The organism is Bradyrhizobium sp. USDA 3397 (assembly GCF_054060965.1).
In genome coordinates this window covers 1,354,340-1,370,017 of record NZ_JBSSDS010000001.1, presented here as the reverse complement: position 1 = coordinate 1,370,017, position 15,678 = coordinate 1,354,340, and the positions used below count along the sequence as shown (strand labels likewise).

General features: G+C 63.9%; 13 protein-coding genes and 1 pseudogene. 12 read left to right on the top strand and 2 right to left on the bottom strand.

The window, feature by feature from the left end; genetic code table 11:
- Positions 1–8 precede the first annotated feature (8 nt).
- Positions 9–2,192 carry a caspase family protein gene (locus ACVWYQ_RS06390; RefSeq protein ID WP_456725523.1) on the bottom strand — a complete coding sequence of 728 codons (2,184 nt, stop codon included), beginning with the start codon at positions 2,190–2,192 and terminating at the stop codon, positions 9–11.
- 238 nt (positions 2,193–2,430) lie between these two features.
- On the opposite strand from ACVWYQ_RS06390, the gene ACVWYQ_RS06385 reads away from it, so the two are divergent.
- Both ACVWYQ_RS06385 and ACVWYQ_RS06380 read left to right on the top strand, forming a co-directional pair.
- Complete coding sequence (locus ACVWYQ_RS06385; protein ID WP_271538022.1) at positions 2,431–2,682, top strand: hypothetical protein; 252 nt, start codon at positions 2,431–2,433, stop codon at positions 2,680–2,682.
- A 206-nt stretch (positions 2,683–2,888) separates the two neighbouring features.
- A complete protein-coding gene (locus ACVWYQ_RS06380; protein ID WP_456725522.1) occupies positions 2,889–3,995 on the top strand; it encodes a hypothetical protein in 1,107 nt (368 codons plus the stop codon).
- 167 nt (positions 3,996–4,162) lie between these two features.
- Here the strand turns inward: ACVWYQ_RS06380 and ACVWYQ_RS06375 are convergent, their stop codons facing one another.
- Positions 4,163–4,366: a hypothetical protein gene (locus tag ACVWYQ_RS06375; RefSeq protein WP_036010204.1), complete on the bottom strand. Its 204-nt coding sequence runs from the start codon at positions 4,364–4,366 to the stop codon at positions 4,163–4,165.
- A gap of 361 nt (positions 4,367–4,727) precedes the next feature.
- Here ACVWYQ_RS06375 and ACVWYQ_RS06370 point away from each other — a divergent pair, with 361 nt between their 5' ends.
- The 10 genes and pseudogenes from ACVWYQ_RS06370 to nuoG all read left to right on the top strand — a co-directional run bounded on the left by ACVWYQ_RS06370 (position 4,728) and on the right by nuoG (position 15,671).
- Complete coding sequence (locus ACVWYQ_RS06370; RefSeq protein WP_404540844.1) at positions 4,728–6,983, top strand: TonB-dependent siderophore receptor; 2,256 nt, start codon at positions 4,728–4,730, stop codon at positions 6,981–6,983.
- A gap of 677 nt (positions 6,984–7,660) precedes the next feature.
- The gene (locus ACVWYQ_RS06365) at positions 7,661–8,026 is read left to right on the top strand and encodes an NADH-quinone oxidoreductase subunit A (protein ID WP_008136158.1); all 366 of its coding nucleotides are present in this window, start codon (positions 7,661–7,663) and stop codon (positions 8,024–8,026) included.
- Positions 8,023–8,607 (top strand): NuoB/complex I 20 kDa subunit family protein, encoded by a 585-nt coding sequence (locus ACVWYQ_RS06360; protein WP_193760674.1) that lies wholly within the window; start codon positions 8,023–8,025, stop codon positions 8,605–8,607. The genes ACVWYQ_RS06365 and ACVWYQ_RS06360 overlap by 4 nt, the downstream gene beginning before the upstream one ends.
- A gap of 11 nt (positions 8,608–8,618) precedes the next feature.
- A complete protein-coding gene (locus tag ACVWYQ_RS06355) occupies positions 8,619–9,233 on the top strand; it encodes an NADH-quinone oxidoreductase subunit C (RefSeq protein ID WP_036010195.1) in 615 nt (204 codons plus the stop codon).
- A gap of 2 nt (positions 9,234–9,235) precedes the next feature.
- Entirely contained in the window at positions 9,236–10,432 is a 1,197-nt protein-coding gene (locus tag ACVWYQ_RS06350) for an NADH-quinone oxidoreductase subunit D (RefSeq protein WP_036010192.1), read from the top strand.
- A pseudogene (locus ACVWYQ_RS06345) lies at positions 10,432–11,425 on the top strand (FkbM family methyltransferase). Before ACVWYQ_RS06350 ends, ACVWYQ_RS06345 begins: the two are co-directional and overlap by 1 nt.
- Before the next feature lie 12 nt (positions 11,426–11,437).
- Positions 11,438–12,049, top strand: a complete 612-nt coding sequence (gene nuoE, locus ACVWYQ_RS06340; RefSeq protein ID WP_036025344.1) for an NADH-quinone oxidoreductase subunit NuoE — start codon at positions 11,438–11,440, stop codon at positions 12,047–12,049.
- Positions 12,049–12,249, top strand: a complete 201-nt coding sequence (locus ACVWYQ_RS06335; protein ID WP_157283554.1) for a hypothetical protein — start codon at positions 12,049–12,051, stop codon at positions 12,247–12,249. The genes nuoE and ACVWYQ_RS06335 overlap by 1 nt, the downstream gene beginning before the upstream one ends.
- A 15-nt stretch (positions 12,250–12,264) precedes the next feature.
- On the top strand, positions 12,265–13,590 hold the full coding sequence (gene nuoF, locus ACVWYQ_RS06330; protein WP_036025343.1) for an NADH-quinone oxidoreductase subunit NuoF: 1,326 nt from the start codon (positions 12,265–12,267) through the stop codon (positions 13,588–13,590).
- Between the two features lie 5 nt (positions 13,591–13,595).
- On the top strand, positions 13,596–15,671 hold the full coding sequence (nuoG, locus tag ACVWYQ_RS06325; protein WP_271538018.1) for an NADH-quinone oxidoreductase subunit NuoG: 2,076 nt from the start codon (positions 13,596–13,598) through the stop codon (positions 15,669–15,671).
- The last annotated feature ends 7 nt before the right edge of the window (positions 15,672–15,678 follow it).

Genomic DNA, 15,678 nt, shown 5'->3' with positions numbered 1-15,678 from the left:
CGCGTCCCTTAGTCGATGCCCGAACGGAGCTGCCGCCTCATCCAGTCGCGGTCGGTGAGGAAATCGAGGCCGAGCAGACCATAGTCGACGCGCAGAAACCCGTCCACTCCAGACGACACCGCCGCGGGAGTCTGCAGCGCGACCTCCTGCGCCATCACGCCGACATAGAACCTCGCATCGCCCTTGTATCGATAGCGATAGAGGCGGAGGCCAGTATCGGTCCAGCCGAGTGCCGTGATGTCTTCCTTGAGGCGGATGTCCGATGGAATGGTGACGCGGCTCGCGGCATTCGAAGCGGCGGTGGAGGCCGCTCTGCTGGCCGCGCTCGATGCGGCGCTCGAGGCTGATCGGCTGGCAGCGCTCGACGCCGCGGATGATGCCGCCTGCGATGCCGCCCGGCTTGCTGCGCTCGACGCGGCATTGCTGACCGCAGTCGAAACGGCATTGCCGACGACGTTGCTGACGACGCCGCTGACCACATTGCCGACATTCTGGTTCACGCGTGCAACCACTCGCCGATATTCGCGATTGCGAACCTTTTCCTGTTCCGAGCGGGTGTAGGCGGAAACCAGGAGCCCGCGCCTGCGCGCCTCGGTCACCGCGTTGATCATGCATCCCTTGGGATTGCCCTTGGTCCGGCAAAGCTGGAATTGAAGCTGGACGTAGTCGGGGTATTTTTTGATGGATCTGGCGCACGCCCCGGAATCGCCGTCGAAACAGGCGTTCACGTCGCTGTCGTGCGCTGATTGCAGCATCAGTTCGGTGGAATTGACCGGTCGCAGGGCAAGGTCGCTGCCCGGCGGCAGGCGGTTATGGCGCGAGCTCGGATAGCGCTCGGCAAACCTGCCAACCACGCTCTTGTCGCGTGATTCCTTGAGGACGTCCCATGCCTTCTCGACTGCCTCCGAATTGCCGGTGGTTGTCTCGGCCGAGGCGAGCTGATAGCTCGCCGGTGGCGGACCGGGCATGTCGATCTGCCCGGTGGCTTGGCCCGGCTTAGCCGACTTCTCGAGCGAAGCCAGCGCGACCCGGGCGCTCTCGACATGCTCGCCAAACGGATAGAGATCCAAATAGGCGCGGTAGGCCGCGAGCGACTTCTGTCGCTCGACGATCTTCCAGGCGTTCGTTTCAGCCGTCTGCAATTGCGCAATGCGCTGGTCGATTTCGGCCGTATGCGCGCTCGCCGGGAATTGCTGGGCGAAACGGCGCAAGGTCGCGATCTCGTTGGTCGAGCGGACGAACTCCCAGGCGAGCTGCTCGGCATCTGCTCCACCATCGCCGCTTGCGATGGCGGCTTCGCCGTTGAGATAGATGTCGCCCTTCGGCAGCGTCCCGTAGATTGCCGGCTCTTGTGTCCCGGTCTCCTTCCAGACTTCGTCGTGCACGATCCGGAAGAGATAGTTGATCTCGAGTTGCGGCGTTTCGACATGGCGCAGGAGCGAGCCGGAGTAGGGGCTATTCCGCCCGGCCCCGTCGCTCGCCGTCGTGCCGGCAGCGGCCGCAAAGGCAACGAGCACGTTGTCGCTCACCTCGACAGGGGCAAGACCGCGCGTGTCGGCCGCGAAAGGCGTCGGGGAACGGGGTGTGCCGGACACTGGCGCGGCCACCTTCGATGGCCGCGACGACAGCGCGCGTCCCGCGGCGGCGACCTTCGTCGTTTCGAACGGGTCGTTGCGACAGGCGTCGAGAACCACGAGGCCGATGATCTTCGGCATCACGGAGATATCGATCAGGGTCTCGAGATTGATCGCCTCGGCATAGACATCGATCTCGGACTTGATTTCGGCATCGACCGGAATCAGCCAGTTCTTTCCGTCCATTTCGACGCCATGGCCTGCGAAGAAGATTACCGCCTTGTCGGCCGTCTTCGCCGCATTGCCGAATTCGATGAGGGCCTGCCGGAAATGATTGTAGTCGAGGTCGGCGAGGTGCCTGACGGAATATCCCAGACGACCCAGCGACGTCGCCATGTCGGCGGCGTCGTTGGCCGGGTTGATGAGTTTTGGGACCTTGCGATAGTTGCTGTTGCCGACAACGAGCGCGATCCTGTCTCCGGCGGCCGCCTGCAGTATTGTCGAAACGAGCAGCGACAACGCTACGCAGCCGAGAACGGCGATCCGGCGTGCCAGATCCTGCAACATGAAGACGGGACGCGAGCTCGCGAGAACGAAAATCCCGAAATGGGCAGGCATCGGCAGAAACTCAGAAAATGAAAAATCGCAGAGGTGGGCTAAGGCGGCTTGTTCGTCGATTTTACATCAGGGGATGCTGGATGACGACATCAAAGGCCTCGGTGTTCAGGATTTCGTGAACCGGGAGTGGCGATGCTTCGACCAAAAGGCTGCACATCGCGAGCGGTGAAACCAGTCGCGCTGCGCTGGTGTTGATGGCGCAGGCGGCCGAGGCCGGCGACATCTTCGGAGACTGCGGATGACCAGGACAGTCAAGTTCGCCCGTGCGCCGATTCTGGCCCTGCCGCTGCTCGTCGCTTTGTGCAGCGTGGCCCGCTGCAATGATCCGGCCGAATCGTCACGCGACTCGATCATTCAGAACGTTCGAGAGGACGTGCGGCGGCACATCCGGGCACGCGATGCAGGCAAGGCCACGAAACGTCCGGAAGAGAGCCAAGCGGCAACGCAGATTCGCGCCACGAAGAAGCGAAACCGCGCGAGGGCGGAGTAGACGGAGATCGGCGCGCACCCCCGTGGCCCGGGAAAGTGTTGCAAATGAGCATCAGGTGGGCGCGCTTGATGGACCCGCCCCCACAATTCAGCCAATCGGGTGAAGACGCGGCGGGTGCTGTGCCAATAAAACTCTGCGCCAGAAGCTTGCGGGATTTGTCTCCCGCCAAGGCTCGGGCTGAACCAGCAGGGGGCTGATCGAAGACCATGAGGGCAGGAGTTCTCCGCCGCGGCTTTGCCGTTGCCGTACCTTTTTTGCTTAGTCTGTTTGCGACGCGACCGGCCTCGGCACAGGAGGTCAATGTTCCGCAGCAAGTCATCAACAACACCGTCCAGAACATCATTCAGAACGTCCGCGACCAGGTCCAGCATCGCAGGGTCGTTGCTCCTCCTGGAATGCTGCGCTTCAGCGGCGAGGAGTCGGATTTCGACCGTCGTAATCCGTTCGCCGCAAGGGGTGTCAGCAATCCGTTCGGTGCCTTGGCCTACGCCAAGGCTCCGGCACTTGCAGCGCCGCCCCCGGCGGCTTGGCTTTACGGCGCGAACCTCGTCGGCAGTGGCGACAGTGCGCAATCGAGCGGGGTCCAGGTCAGCGTTGCGACGGTGACCGGCGCAGTCGATGTGACCAAGATCGGTATCTTCACTGCAACCGACGCGCTGACCTTCATCGGGACTGGCTCCCACTCATGGGCGCACACCTTCACGAATGGCGGACTGACTACCGATGGTTCAATTCCATCGACTTCCGGCACCCTGTCGTATCTCAACGGCGGTTTCTCGACTGACTTCACCGCGCTCGCGAGCTGGACTCGCAGCACATCCAATCTGCCCCTTGCCGCGACCGCGGACGGCAGCGGCATCGCCTATACCTGGAACGGCCAATACCGGTTCGACTTCCCCTACACCGTGTGGTTCGAGCCCACGGTCGGCGTAACCTATTCGGAGAACTATACCGCCAATTTCGGCAGCAAGACGGGCGATTCAACCGAATTTCACGGTGGCATGCGCGTAGGATTCGAGGCGGACTGGCTGGGCTTTAAGGTCCAGCCGTCGATCTCGGGTCAGTACTACAGGATCGTGGATGCGAGCGGCGCCGGCGCCGTGGGAGGTGCGGTCCCCGTTGCGGCCGGCATGATCGGTACCAATGGCCTTCGCGGTTCCGCAAAGGTCAACGTGCTCTGGACGCCGCAGCTGTCGTCCTACCTCGAAGTTCATGGCAGCAGCATCACCGTGCCGGACCCGCTTCTGCCTGGGGTTGGCGGACTCGGAACCTCGATCGCCGGTACTCAGGCCGGCCTTCGCTATACCTGGTAAGTGATCTCGAAGACGGATGCCCGCCGTGCCCGGCGGGCATCTTGTTGCGCTCCTCTCGCGTCTGGCGGAGGGCAACATCCCCCACGGCGCCGTCGCATGGGCGAAACCAAACGAAAAGGCCGCCCGAAGGCGGCCGTTTGGTGTCAAACCGGACCTTTTCCGGTAGGTCAGCGAATCTCCGACGTCCCCGCGCTGGTCACGACCACCGGCTTGCCGGCCTTGATGACCTGGGTGGACTGGGCGGTCTGGCTGTAATCGGCGTGGGTGCGGGCCGCGATCCCGAAGCCGGCCACGGCAATGCCGGCCACCAGCGCCACCACCACGATCTTTAGGTGGGTCGCACGATCAGCGGAATGAATTGAGTGGTTCATCTGAGCCTCCCGACGGGCTTTGCCGCCGTCTATAGGCTTATCTTCTACGGGCCATCTGTTTCCGGATGGTTTCGCGGGTTCCGCAAAATGGTTTCATCTTCTGCTTGGCGGGGCTCGCCCGGAGTGCGAGTTGGAGGCGGCGCCCTTCCGAGGCCTGGCATGTCGATCCGGAGCGAGGGGGCCCCGGAGGGGCGGACGCCAAGCTCATCTGGACTGCTTCTAAGAGTCTTTCTAAGAAGCTTTCAATTAGGGAAATCGCGCGCCCTCACATAAGCGTCACTGCAAGCGCATGCCGTTGGGGAACAGGCGGCATGACGCATCGAACATGCAGCTTTGGGGTGGCGCGTTGAACAGTCTTGGAATGCTGCGGTCGGCCGTGTTGGCGACCGCATCCGCTTGGGTCTTGATGCCTCAGGCATCGCTTGCACAATCTTCCGCGCAGAGTGGCGCGCAGAACATTCCGCCGGTGACGGTCACGGCGCCGGAAGCGCGCCGCCGCACCGCGGCGACGCCTCAGCGCCGCGCAACGCGGATCTCGGTGCAGACCCCCGCCACGAACAGGCCGCAGCCACGGCGCGACGTCGGCTTCGTCGAGACGCCGCGCGGGCCGGTGAACGGCTACGTCGCCGGCCGCAGCTCGTCGGGCACCAAGACCAACACGCCGATCATGGAGACGCCGCAGGCGGTGTCCGTCATCGGTGCCGAGCAGATCCGCGACCAGAAGCCGAACAAGCTCGACGAGGTCCTGCGCTACACCGCCGGCGTGCGGGCAGGGACTTTCGGCACGGACACGCGCAACGATTGGTGGCTGATCCGCGGCTTCAAGTCAGAGGATATCGGCCTGTTCCTCGACGGCATGCAACTGTTCTATACGTCTTACGCAAGCTGGAAGCTGCAGACCCCCAACATGGAGCGGGTCGAAGTGTTGCGTGGTCCGTCGGCAGTGCTTTACGGCGGATCGAGCCCGAGCGGCATCGTCAACGTCATCAGCAAGATGCCGCCGGCGGAGCCGATCCGCTACATTGAGGCGGGCGTCAACAATTTCGGCAACGCCTATGTCAGCTTCGACATGGGCGGCCCGGTCGCGACCAGCCCTGACAACGGCAAGCTGTTCGCACGCGTGGTCGGTCAGGTCCAGAACGGCGGTACGCAGGTCAACTTCACGCCTGACAACAACTACTTCATCGCCCCGTCGGTGACGTGGAAGCCCGATGCCGACACGACCTTCACAGTGCTGGCCTCGGCCTCGAAGCAGGATACCCGCGGCATCAACTTCCTGCCGTATCAGGGCACAGTGACCAGCGCGCCGTTCGGCAAGATCCCGACCAGCTTCTTCGTCGGCGATCCCAGTGTCGACAAGTTCACGCGCGAGCAGGAGATGCTCGGCTATCAGTTCGAGCGCCATCTCACCGACGATGTGACGTTCCGGCAGAACGCTCGCTTCGCGCATGTCGACATCACCTATCGCGGCTATGTCGGCAACGGCTGGGACAACATCAACACGGCGACGATGGGCCGCTATAACTGGTATGCGAAAAACACCGCGAACCAGGCCAATCTCGACAACCAGCTGGAGTATCGTTTCAACACCGGCGCCGTCAGGCACACGATGCTGTTCGGTGTCGATCTGCGGGGCTATCAAATCGACGATTACCAGGCCTTCGGGTTCGGTGTGCCCTCGATCAACGTCTTCAATCCGGCCTATGGAGGAGCTGAGGTTCCGCTACCCGGCTCGCCGTTCCGCAACTTCCTCATCACGCAGAAACAGGCTGGCACTTACGTTCAGGACCAGATGAAGCTCGGCAATTTCACGCTGGTGCTGAGCGGCCGCAATGACTGGGTCGAGACGACGCAGGAGGCTCGGGACACCGGCGCCAACCTCGCCAGCCGCGACGACAGCAGGTTCAGTGGTCGCGCCGGGCTGATCTACAATTTCGACAACGGCATCGCGCCCTATGTCTCCTATTCGACCAGCTACAATCCAATCATCGGCCTTAATGCGTCGAACCAGCTTTTCCTGCCGGAGACCGGCAAGCAGGCCGAAATCGGCGTGAAGGTCGCGCCGATCGGATTCGACGGCTATTTCACGGTCTCGGCTTTCGATCTGGTCCGTCAGAATGTCGCGACCACGTTGCCGGGCAGCGTTCCGCTCCTGCAAAATCAGACCGGCGAGGTGACCTCGCGCGGCATCGAGCTCGAAGCGGTGGCCAATGCCACGAAGGAGCTGAAGTTCATCGGCGCCTTCACGGCCTATAATCTCTTTGTGAGCAAGGATCTCGATCCGACGCTCGTCGGCAAGACGCCGACCAACACACCCGAACTCCTGGTGTCCGGCTGGGCCGACTACACCTTCAAGGACGGACCGCTCGCAGGGTTCGGCTTCGGCGGCGGCGTGCGTTACATCGGCTCGTCCTGGGCCGACCAGGCCAACACGCTCGAGGTTCCCGCGGTCGTGCTCGGCGATCTCGCGCTCCACTATGAATGGCAGAACTGGCGGACGGCGCTGAACGTGATCAACCTGACCGACAAGATCTATGTCGCAAGCTGCGCGTCAGCCACATCCTGCTTCTACGGCGACCGTCGGCGCGTCACCGCCAGCGTCTCCTACAAATGGTGAGGGCAGCCGAGGGCAGGGCCGGAAGGCTCTGGGACTTGGAGAAACCGACCGTGACGTTCGCCCGGCTCCGCCTGGGCGTCCGCTGATCCACCGTCAAGATGAGCTTCGCGGGCCATGCCCCCCGGCCCAAAGCTCATCCGGGCGCGGCGCGAGCGACCGGCAGGTCGCCGCCGCGCCCGCGGTCGGCTTGGAGCCAGTCGCGGATACATTCGCCGGACGAGCTCCGGTCCCGTGATGACGCATGGCTCCTCCGATTACTCTGAGCTGTGGACAGGTCTTTCCTGCACCTGAGGCGGCGGCACCAGCATTGGTGTCGGGGCCGCGCCGATCGGCAAATCTGTCGCCGCGACAACAGGGGGAAGTTGCCCCTACGGCGCTGCACTGCCGCACCAAAACCCGAGCATTTGGTCGGTCAGCGCGCAGCGAATAGCTGCCTCGGCCCGAGTGCCGCAATCTCAGAACGGCTGACCTGCGAGACCGTCGCAGCCCTTGCTGGCACTGGCGATCTGCTCCATACCAGCCGCGGGGTGATTCCGGGATTTTCACCGCTCTGGGGGCGGCAAAGGGCCTGAAAAGAGCGTGTCTTGCGCCCATTGGTGCACTGCGCTAAGGCTCAGAATAATTCCAAATCGGACGAATCCGTGGCTGTCCCGAGGCTGCGGGAAAAGGGCTCGCCAATGAGCGGCATTCTGCAGAACTATCTTCCACTCGTCGTCTTTATAGGGGTAGCGGGCCTGATCGGCCTCGTGCTGTTGATCGCGCCGTTCATCGTGGCGTTCCAGCAGCCGGATCCCGAAAAGCTGTCGGCCTACGAGTGCGGCTTCAACGCCTTCGACGACGCCCGCATGAAGTTCGACGTCCGCTTCTATCTCGTCGCCATCCTCTTCATCATCTTCGATCTCGAGGTGGCGTTTCTGTTTCCCTGGGCGGTGGCGTTCGGCAAGCTTGGCGCGACCGGCTTCTGGTCCATGGTGGTGTTCCTCGCCGTACTGACGGTCGGGTTCGCCTATGAATGGAAGAAAGGGGCCCTCGAATGGGATTGAACCCGAATACGCAGTCCGCAGGTCCGGTGATCGCACCGGCCCCGAAGGGCATTCTGGATCCGTCGACCGGCAAGCCAGTCGGGGCCAATGATCCGTTCTTCCTCGAGGTCAATTCCGAGCTGTCCGACAAGGGCTTCTTCGTGGCGGCGACCGACGACCTCATCACCTGGGCGCGTACCGGCTCGTTGATGTGGATGACCTTCGGTCTTGCCTGCTGCGCGGTCGAGATGATGCAGGTCTCGATGCCGCGCTACGACGTCGAGCGCTTCGGCTTCGCCCCGCGTGCCTCGCCGCGTCAGTCCGACGTGATGATCGTTGCGGGAACGCTGACCAACAAGATGGCGCCGGCGCTGCGCAAGGTCTACGACCAGATGCCCGAGCCGCGCTACGTCATCTCGATGGGCTCCTGCGCCAATGGCGGCGGCTATTATCACTATTCCTACTCGGTCGTGCGCGGCTGCGACCGCATCGTGCCGATCGACATCTACGTGCCGGGCTGCCCGCCCACGGCGGAGGCGCTGCTCTACGGCGTGCTGCTGCTGCAGAAGAAGATCCGGCGCACCGGCACCATCGAACGCTAAGGTTTTACGTCATGGACGACGCCAAGCTCGACGCCCTGGGGCAGACGATCGTTAGCGCGCTTCCGGGCGCCGCGACCGGTCACTCGGTGGCCTTCAACCAGCTCACCGTGGACGTCGAAGCCGCCAGGATCGTCGAGGTGGTCAAGTACCTCCGCGATGACCCGAACTGCCGGTTCGTCAACATCACCGACATCACGGCGGTGGACTACCCGGATCGCGAGAAGCGCTTCGACGTGATCTATCACTTCCTGTCGCCGACGCTGAACGCGCGCATCCGGCTCAAGGCGCAAGCCGACGAGACCACGCAGGTGCCCTCGCTGATCGACGTCTTCCCGGGCGCCGACTGGTTCGAGCGCGAAGCCTACGACCTCTACGGCGTGTTCTTCGTCGGCCATCCCGACATGCGCCGCATCCTCACCGACTACGGCTTCGAGGGCCATCCGCTGCGCAAGGATTTCCCGCTCACCGGCTTCGTCGAGGTCCGCTACGACGACCAGGAGAAGCGGGTGGTGTACGAGCCGGTCCGGCTCAACCAGGAATTCCGCAAATTCGACTTTTTGTCTCCTTGGGAAGGAGCCGACTATCCGGTGCTTCCGGGCGATGAAAAAGCGGGGCCGAAGGTCTGATCATGAACGAGCAACCGCAGAACCTCCGCAACTTCACCATCAACTTCGGACCGCAACACCCGGCGGCGCACGGCGTGCTGCGCCTCGTGCTGGAGCTGGACGGCGAAGTCGTCGAGCGTGTTGATCCGCATATCGGCCTGCTTCACCGCGGCACCGAGAAGCTGATCGAGCAGAAGACGTACTTGCAGGCGATCCCTTATTTCGACCGCCTCGATTACGTCGCGCCGATGAACCAGGAGCACGCCTTTTGCCTCGCCGCAGAAAAGCTGCTCGGCATCGAGGTGCCGCGCCGCGGCCAGCTGATCCGCGTGCTCTATTGCGAGATCGGCCGCATCCTCTCGCATCTGCTCAACGTCACCACGCAGGCGATGGACGTCGGCGCGCTGACCCCGCCGCTGTGGGGCTTCGAAGAGCGCGAGAAGCTGATGGTGTTCTACGAGCGCGCCTCGGGCAGCCGCATGCATGCGGCTTATTTCCGTATCGGCGGCGTGCATCAGGACCTGCCGCAGAAGCTGGTCGACGACATCGAGGCCTGGTGCGATCCGTTCCTCAAGGTGGTCGACGATCTCGACCGTCTGCTCACCGCCAACCGCATCTTCAAGCAGCGCAACGTCGATATCGGCGTGGTGCCGCTGAAGGAAGCCTGGGAATGGGGTTTCTCGGGTGTGATGGTGCGCGGCTCGGGTGCGGCCTGGGACTTGCGCAAGTCGCAGCCCTATGAATGCTACGCCGAGATGGATTTCGACATCCCGATCGGCAAGAACGGCGACTGCTACGACCGCTATTTGATCCGCATGGAAGAGATGCGCCAGTCCGTGCGCATCATGAAGCAGTGCATCCAGAAGCTGAACGCGCCCGACGGCAAGGGCCCGGTCGTCGTCGAAGACAACAAGGTCGCGCCGCCGCGCCGCGGCGAGATGAAGCGCTCGATGGAAGCGCTGATCCACCACTTCAAGCTCTACACCGAAGGCGTCCACGTGCCGGCCGGCGAGGTCTACGCCGCGGTCGAGGCGCCCAAGGGCGAGTTCGGCGTCTATCTCGTCGCCGACGGCACCAACAAGCCCTACAAGTGCAAGATCCGCGCGCCGGGCTTCGCGCATCTGCAGGCCATGGACCACATCTGCCGCGGCCATCTGCTGGCCGACGTCTCGGCGATCCTGGGCTCGCTCGACATCGTGTTCGGAGAGGTCGATCGGTGATGGCGCAGGCGCCGATCCAGTTTGACCGTGCCTCGGGGGCCCTTGAAGGGGCGAACCTGTGGGAGCGGACGGCTGCCTTTGGCGCTGGTGACCGGATCGAAGATCTCCTCGCACTTCTCGCACATGGGCTACATCGCCTGCGCGAATTTGCTGCGCAAGACGCTGCCCGAGCGCAACATCGCGATCAGGCTCAATCCCGACGCGGTGTTCGAATTCCCTTACGGCGACGGCTATTGGAGCAAGCTGCTCAACCGCTCCTACATTTACGAGGACGAGCTCGAGCTCTTGTTCGCCGATTCCATCGACGTCGACTACACGCTGCTCGATTGCGGCGCCAATTACGGTTATTGGTCGGTGTTGGTCTCGAGCAAGCCATTCGGCGCGCACAAGGCGATCGCGATCGAGCCGTCGGGCCAGAACTATTCGAAGCTTGCCAACAATGCCCGCATCAACGCTGGCCGCTTCGAGACCATGAAATGCGCCATCGGCGCGGCGCGCGGCACCGCGCGTCTGTCGGGCACCAAGCACGAAGCCTTCAGCATCGCCGGCGATCAGTCGGCGGGCGGCGAGGAGGTGCCGGTGATCGCGCTCGACAATTTGATCGAGGACGGCAAGGTCGCGGCCACCGGCAAATACCTGATCAAGCTCGACGTCGAGGGTGTCGAGATCGAGGCGATCAAGGGCGGGGCGCGACTGCTGCAGGCCGACAGCGTCATCATGTGCGAGGAGCACGGCAGCGACCGTTCTCACGCCGTGTCGCGCTTCATCCTCGAACAGACCCCGCTGAAGCTGATCGTGTTCGATCCGCGCAGCAACCGCATGGAGACCGTGACCGAGCTGTCGATCCTCGACCGCATCAAGGTCTCGACCCACGTCGGCTACAACGTTTTCGGCACCGCAAGCGCATTCTGGCAGGACAGGATCGAGGCCATGAACGCCAAGAACCTGAATGCCAAGAATCTGAATGCCAAGTCCGCGCGCCGCATGCAGTGAGAGATTGAAGAGATGTCCGTTCGCCGATTAGCACCGAAGGAAGTCCAGCCCGCGAGCTTTGCGTTCACGGAGGAGAACCTCGCATTCGCCCGGCAGCAGATCGCAAAATATCCCGAAGGCCGTCAGGCCTCCGCCGTCATCGCCATCCTCTGGCGTGCGCAGGAGCAGAACGAGGGTTGGGTGTCGGAAGCCGCGATCCGCGTCATCGCCGACATGCTCGACATGCCCTATATCCGCGTGCTGGAAGTCGCGACCTTCTACACCATGTTCCAGCTCGCCCCCGTCGGCAAGAAGGCCCACGTCCAGGTCTGCGGCACCACGCCGTGCCGGCTACGCGGCGCCGAGGATCTGATCCACGTCTGCGAGCACCGCATCCATCACGAGCCCTTCCATCTCTCCAAGGATGGCAATTTCAGCTGGGAAGAGGTGGAGTGCCTGGGCGCCTGCGTGAACGCGCCGATGGTGCTGATCGGCAAGGACACCTATGAGGACCTGACCAAGGAAAGCTTTGGCAAGGTGCTCGATGGCTTCGCTTCGGGCAATCCGCCCAAGCCCGGTCCGCAGAACGGCCGCCAATTCTCGGCGCCGATGACCGGACCGACCACGCTCAAGGAGATCACCTGATGCGTGATCTCGCCATAACCGGAGGGACCGCGGCCGTGAAGAAATGGGGCTTTGTCGCCATGCACGCCGCGATCGCGGCTGCTTTCATGTTCCTGCTGCAGCGTTTCTTCATGAACGCCTCGCAGGAGACCAGTCTGCTCTGGGCGCTGTTCTTCGCCGTCTGCGCCGCCGGACTTGCCTACAAGCAGTCCATTCGTTGATCGGAAAGCACTGATATGCTCGAGGACAAGGACCGCATCTTCAAGAACCTCTACGGCCTCCATGATTGGGGGCTGGAGGGTGCGCGGCGTCGTGGCGCTTGGGATGGCACCAAGAACATCATCGACAAGGGCCGCGACTGGATCATCAACGAGATGAAGGCCTCGGGCCTGCGCGGCCGCGGCGGCGCCGGCTTCCCGACCGGTCTCAAGTGGTCCTTCATGCCGAAGGAATCGACCGACGGCCGTCCGAGCTATCTCGTCGTCAACGCCGACGAATCCGAGCCCGGCACCTGCAAGGACCGCGAGATCATGCGGCATGATCCGCATCTGTTGGTCGAGGGCTGCCTGATCGCGAGCTTCGCGATGAATGCGCATGCCTGCTACATCTATGTCCGCGGCGAGTTCATCCGCGAGCGCGAGCGCCTTCAAGCCGCGATCGACCAGGCCTACGAGGCCAAGCTGATCGGCAAGGACAATCTCAACGGCTGGCCGTTCGACCTCTACGTCGCCCACGGCGCCGGCGCCTATATCTGCGGCGAGGAGACCGCGCTGCTCGAAAGCCTCGAGGGCAAGAAGGGCCAGCCGCGGCTGAAGCCGCCGTTCCCGGCGAATGTCGGTCTGTTCGGCTGCCCGACCACCGTCAACAACGTCGAGTCCATCGCCGTTGCGCCCGATATCCTGCGCCGCGGCGCGGCGTGGTTCGCCGGCATCGGCCGCCCGAACAATGTCGGCACCAAGCTGTTCTGCATCTCCGGCCATGTCGAGCGGCCCTGCAACGTCGAAGAGGCCATGGGCATCCCGTTCCGTGAGCTGATCGAGAAGCATTGCGGCGGCATTCGCGGCGGCTGGGACAACCTCAAGGCCGTGATCCCCGGCGGCTCGTCGGTGCGCATGGTGCCGGCCGAGCAGATCATCGACACGCCAATGGATTTCGATAGCCTGAGCAAGTTGCGCTCGGGCCTCGGCACCGCCGCCGTGATCGTGATGGACAAGTCGACCGACCTGATCCGTGCGATCGCCCGCATCTCCTATTTCTACAAGCACGAGAGCTGCGGCCAGTGCACGCCGTGCCGCGAAGGCACGGGCTGGATGTGGCGCGTCCTGACCCGCATGGCTGAAGGCCGCGCCCACAAGCGCGAGATCGACATGCTGCTCGAGGTCACCAAGCAGGTCGAAGGCCACACCATCTGCGCGCTCGGCGACGCCGCGGCCTGGCCGATCCAGGGCCTGATCACGCACTTCCGCCACGAGATCGAAGCGCGCATCGACCAATATTCGCACAAGGCCGATGTCGATGACATCGGCGTCCGCGATCCCGTGAACATGGTCGCGGCGGAGTAAGAGACATGACCAAGCTCATCATCGACGGCAAAGAGATCGATGTCCCCGCCGAGTACACGCTGCTTCAGGCATGCGAGGCGGCCGGCGCCGAGATTCCGCGCTTCTGCTATCACGAGCGGCTGTCGATCGCCGGCAATTGCCGGATGTGCCTCGTCGAGGTGAAGGGCGGCCCGAAGCCGGTCGCGAGCTGCGCCTGGGGTGTGCGCGACTGCCGTCCGGGCCCCAAGGGCGAGCCGCCGGAGATCTCGACGCGTTCGCCGATGGTGAAGAAGGCACGCGAAGGCGTGATGGAATTCCTTCTGATCAACCATCCCTTGGACTGCCCGATCTGCGACCAGGGCGGCGAGTGCGACCTGCAGGACCAGGCGATGGGCTATGGCGTCGACACCAGCCGCTTCGCCGAGAACAAGCGTGCCGTCGAGGACAAATATCTCGGCGCGCTGGTCAAGACCTCGATGAACCGCTGCATCCAGTGCACGCGCTGCGTCCGCTTCTCGGCGGAAGTGGCCGGCGCGCCCGAGATGGGCGCCACGGGCCGCGGCGAGGACATGGAGATCACGACCTATCTCGAGCACGCCCTGACGTCGGAATTGCAGGGCAACCTCGTCGACATCTGCCCGGTCGGCGCGCTGACCTCGAAGCCCTACGCCTTCGCGGCGCGGCCGTGGGAGCTCGGCAAGACCCAGTCGATCGATGTCATGGACGGCGTCGGCTCTGCGATCCGCGTCGACACCCGCGGCCGCGAGGTGATGCGGATCCTGCCGCGCATCAACGAGGCCGTGAACGAGGAGTGGATCTCCGACAAGACCCGGCACGTGGTCGATGGCCTGCGCACCCAGCGTCTCGACCGGCCCTATATCCGCGAAGCCGGCAAGCTGCGCGCAGCGAGCTGGACCGAGGCCTTCGCTGCGATCGCCGCCAAGGCGGCGCGCACCGACGGCAAGCGCATCGGCGCGATCGCAGGCGATCTCGCCGGCGTCGAGGAGATGTTCGCGCTGAAGGACCTGCTCGGCAAATACGGTTCGAGCAATCTGGCGGTGCAGGGCGGCGATGCCTTCGATCCCGCGCTCGGCCGCGGCTCCTACATCTTCAATCCGACGCTCGCCGGCGTCGAGCAGGCCGATGCGCTGCTCATCATCGGCGCGAACCCGCGGAAAGAGGCGGCCGTGTTCAACGCCCGCATCCGCAAGCGCTGGCGCGCCGGCGGCTTCAAGGTCGGCGTGATCGGTGCCAAGGCCGACCTGACCTATGATTTCGACCATCTCGGTGCCGGTACCGAGACGCTGGCCGAACTCGCGGCCGGCAAGCATTCCTTCATGGACGTGCTGAAGAACGCTGAGAAACCGATCATCCTGGTCGGTGCGGGCGCGGCCGCCCGTCACGACGGCGCCGCCATTCTCGCCGCCAGCGCCAAGCTCGCGCTCGATGTCGGCGCAGTCAAGGACGGCTGGAACGGTTTTGGCGTGCTGCACGAGACCGCCTCGCGCGTCGGCGCGCTCGACATCGGCTTTGCCGCAACCAGCGGCGGCCTCAATGCTGCGCAGATGACGACCTTCGGCACGCTCGACTTGCTGTTCCTGCTCGGCGCCGACGAGATCAAGGCGCCGGACGGCACTTTCGTCGTCTATATCGGCACCCATGGTGATCGCGGCGCACACCGCGCCGACGTCATCCTGCCGGCGGCCGCCTACACCGAGAAATCCGCGATCTACGTCAACACCGAAGGCCGCGTGCAGATGACGGGCCGCGCCGCGTTCCCGCCGGGCGAGGCCCGCGAGGACTGGGCGATCATCCGCGCGCTGTCGGAAGCGCTCGGCAAGAAGCTCGGCTACGACTCGCTTGCGCAGCTGCGCCAGGCGATGTTCAAGGCCGTGCCGCATCTCATCCGTCTCGACCAGATCGAGGCCGGCTCGGCCGACCAGATCAAGAAGCTGGCGGGGAAGGGCGGCTCGCCCGAGAAGGCGCCGTTCAAGCCTCTGGTCGAGGACTTCTATTTGACCAACCCAATCGCGCGTGCGTCCGCCGTGATGGCGGAATGCTCGCGCCTCGCCTCCGGGCAGATGCTGACCGCAGCGGAGTGAGCGTGAT

Bases quoted from the DNA above. Each gene is read 5' to 3' on its own strand.
- ACVWYQ_RS06390 (WP_456725523.1), bottom strand. From the start codon at position 2,192: ATGCCTGCCCATTTCGGGATTTTCGTTCTCGCGAGCTCGCGTCCCGTC.
- ACVWYQ_RS06385 (WP_271538022.1), top strand. From the start codon at position 2,431: ATGACCAGGACAGTCAAGTTCGCCCGTGCGCCGATTCTGGCCCTGCCG.
- ACVWYQ_RS06380 (WP_456725522.1), top strand. From the start codon at position 2,889: ATGAGGGCAGGAGTTCTCCGCCGCGGCTTTGCCGTTGCCGTACCTTTT.
- ACVWYQ_RS06375 (WP_036010204.1), bottom strand. From the start codon at position 4,366: ATGAACCACTCAATTCATTCCGCTGATCGTGCGACCCACCTAAAGATC.
- ACVWYQ_RS06370 (WP_404540844.1), top strand. From the start codon at position 4,728: ATGCTGCGGTCGGCCGTGTTGGCGACCGCATCCGCTTGGGTCTTGATG.
- ACVWYQ_RS06365 (WP_008136158.1), top strand. From the start codon at position 7,661: ATGAGCGGCATTCTGCAGAACTATCTTCCACTCGTCGTCTTTATAGGG.
- ACVWYQ_RS06355 (WP_036010195.1), top strand. From the start codon at position 8,619: ATGGACGACGCCAAGCTCGACGCCCTGGGGCAGACGATCGTTAGCGCG.
- ACVWYQ_RS06350 (WP_036010192.1), top strand. From the start codon at position 9,236: ATGAACGAGCAACCGCAGAACCTCCGCAACTTCACCATCAACTTCGGA.
- nuoE (WP_036025344.1), top strand. From the start codon at position 11,438: ATGTCCGTTCGCCGATTAGCACCGAAGGAAGTCCAGCCCGCGAGCTTT.
- ACVWYQ_RS06335 (WP_157283554.1), top strand. From the start codon at position 12,049: ATGCGTGATCTCGCCATAACCGGAGGGACCGCGGCCGTGAAGAAATGG.
- nuoF (WP_036025343.1), top strand. From the start codon at position 12,265: ATGCTCGAGGACAAGGACCGCATCTTCAAGAACCTCTACGGCCTCCAT.
- nuoG (WP_271538018.1), top strand. From the start codon at position 13,596: ATGACCAAGCTCATCATCGACGGCAAAGAGATCGATGTCCCCGCCGAG.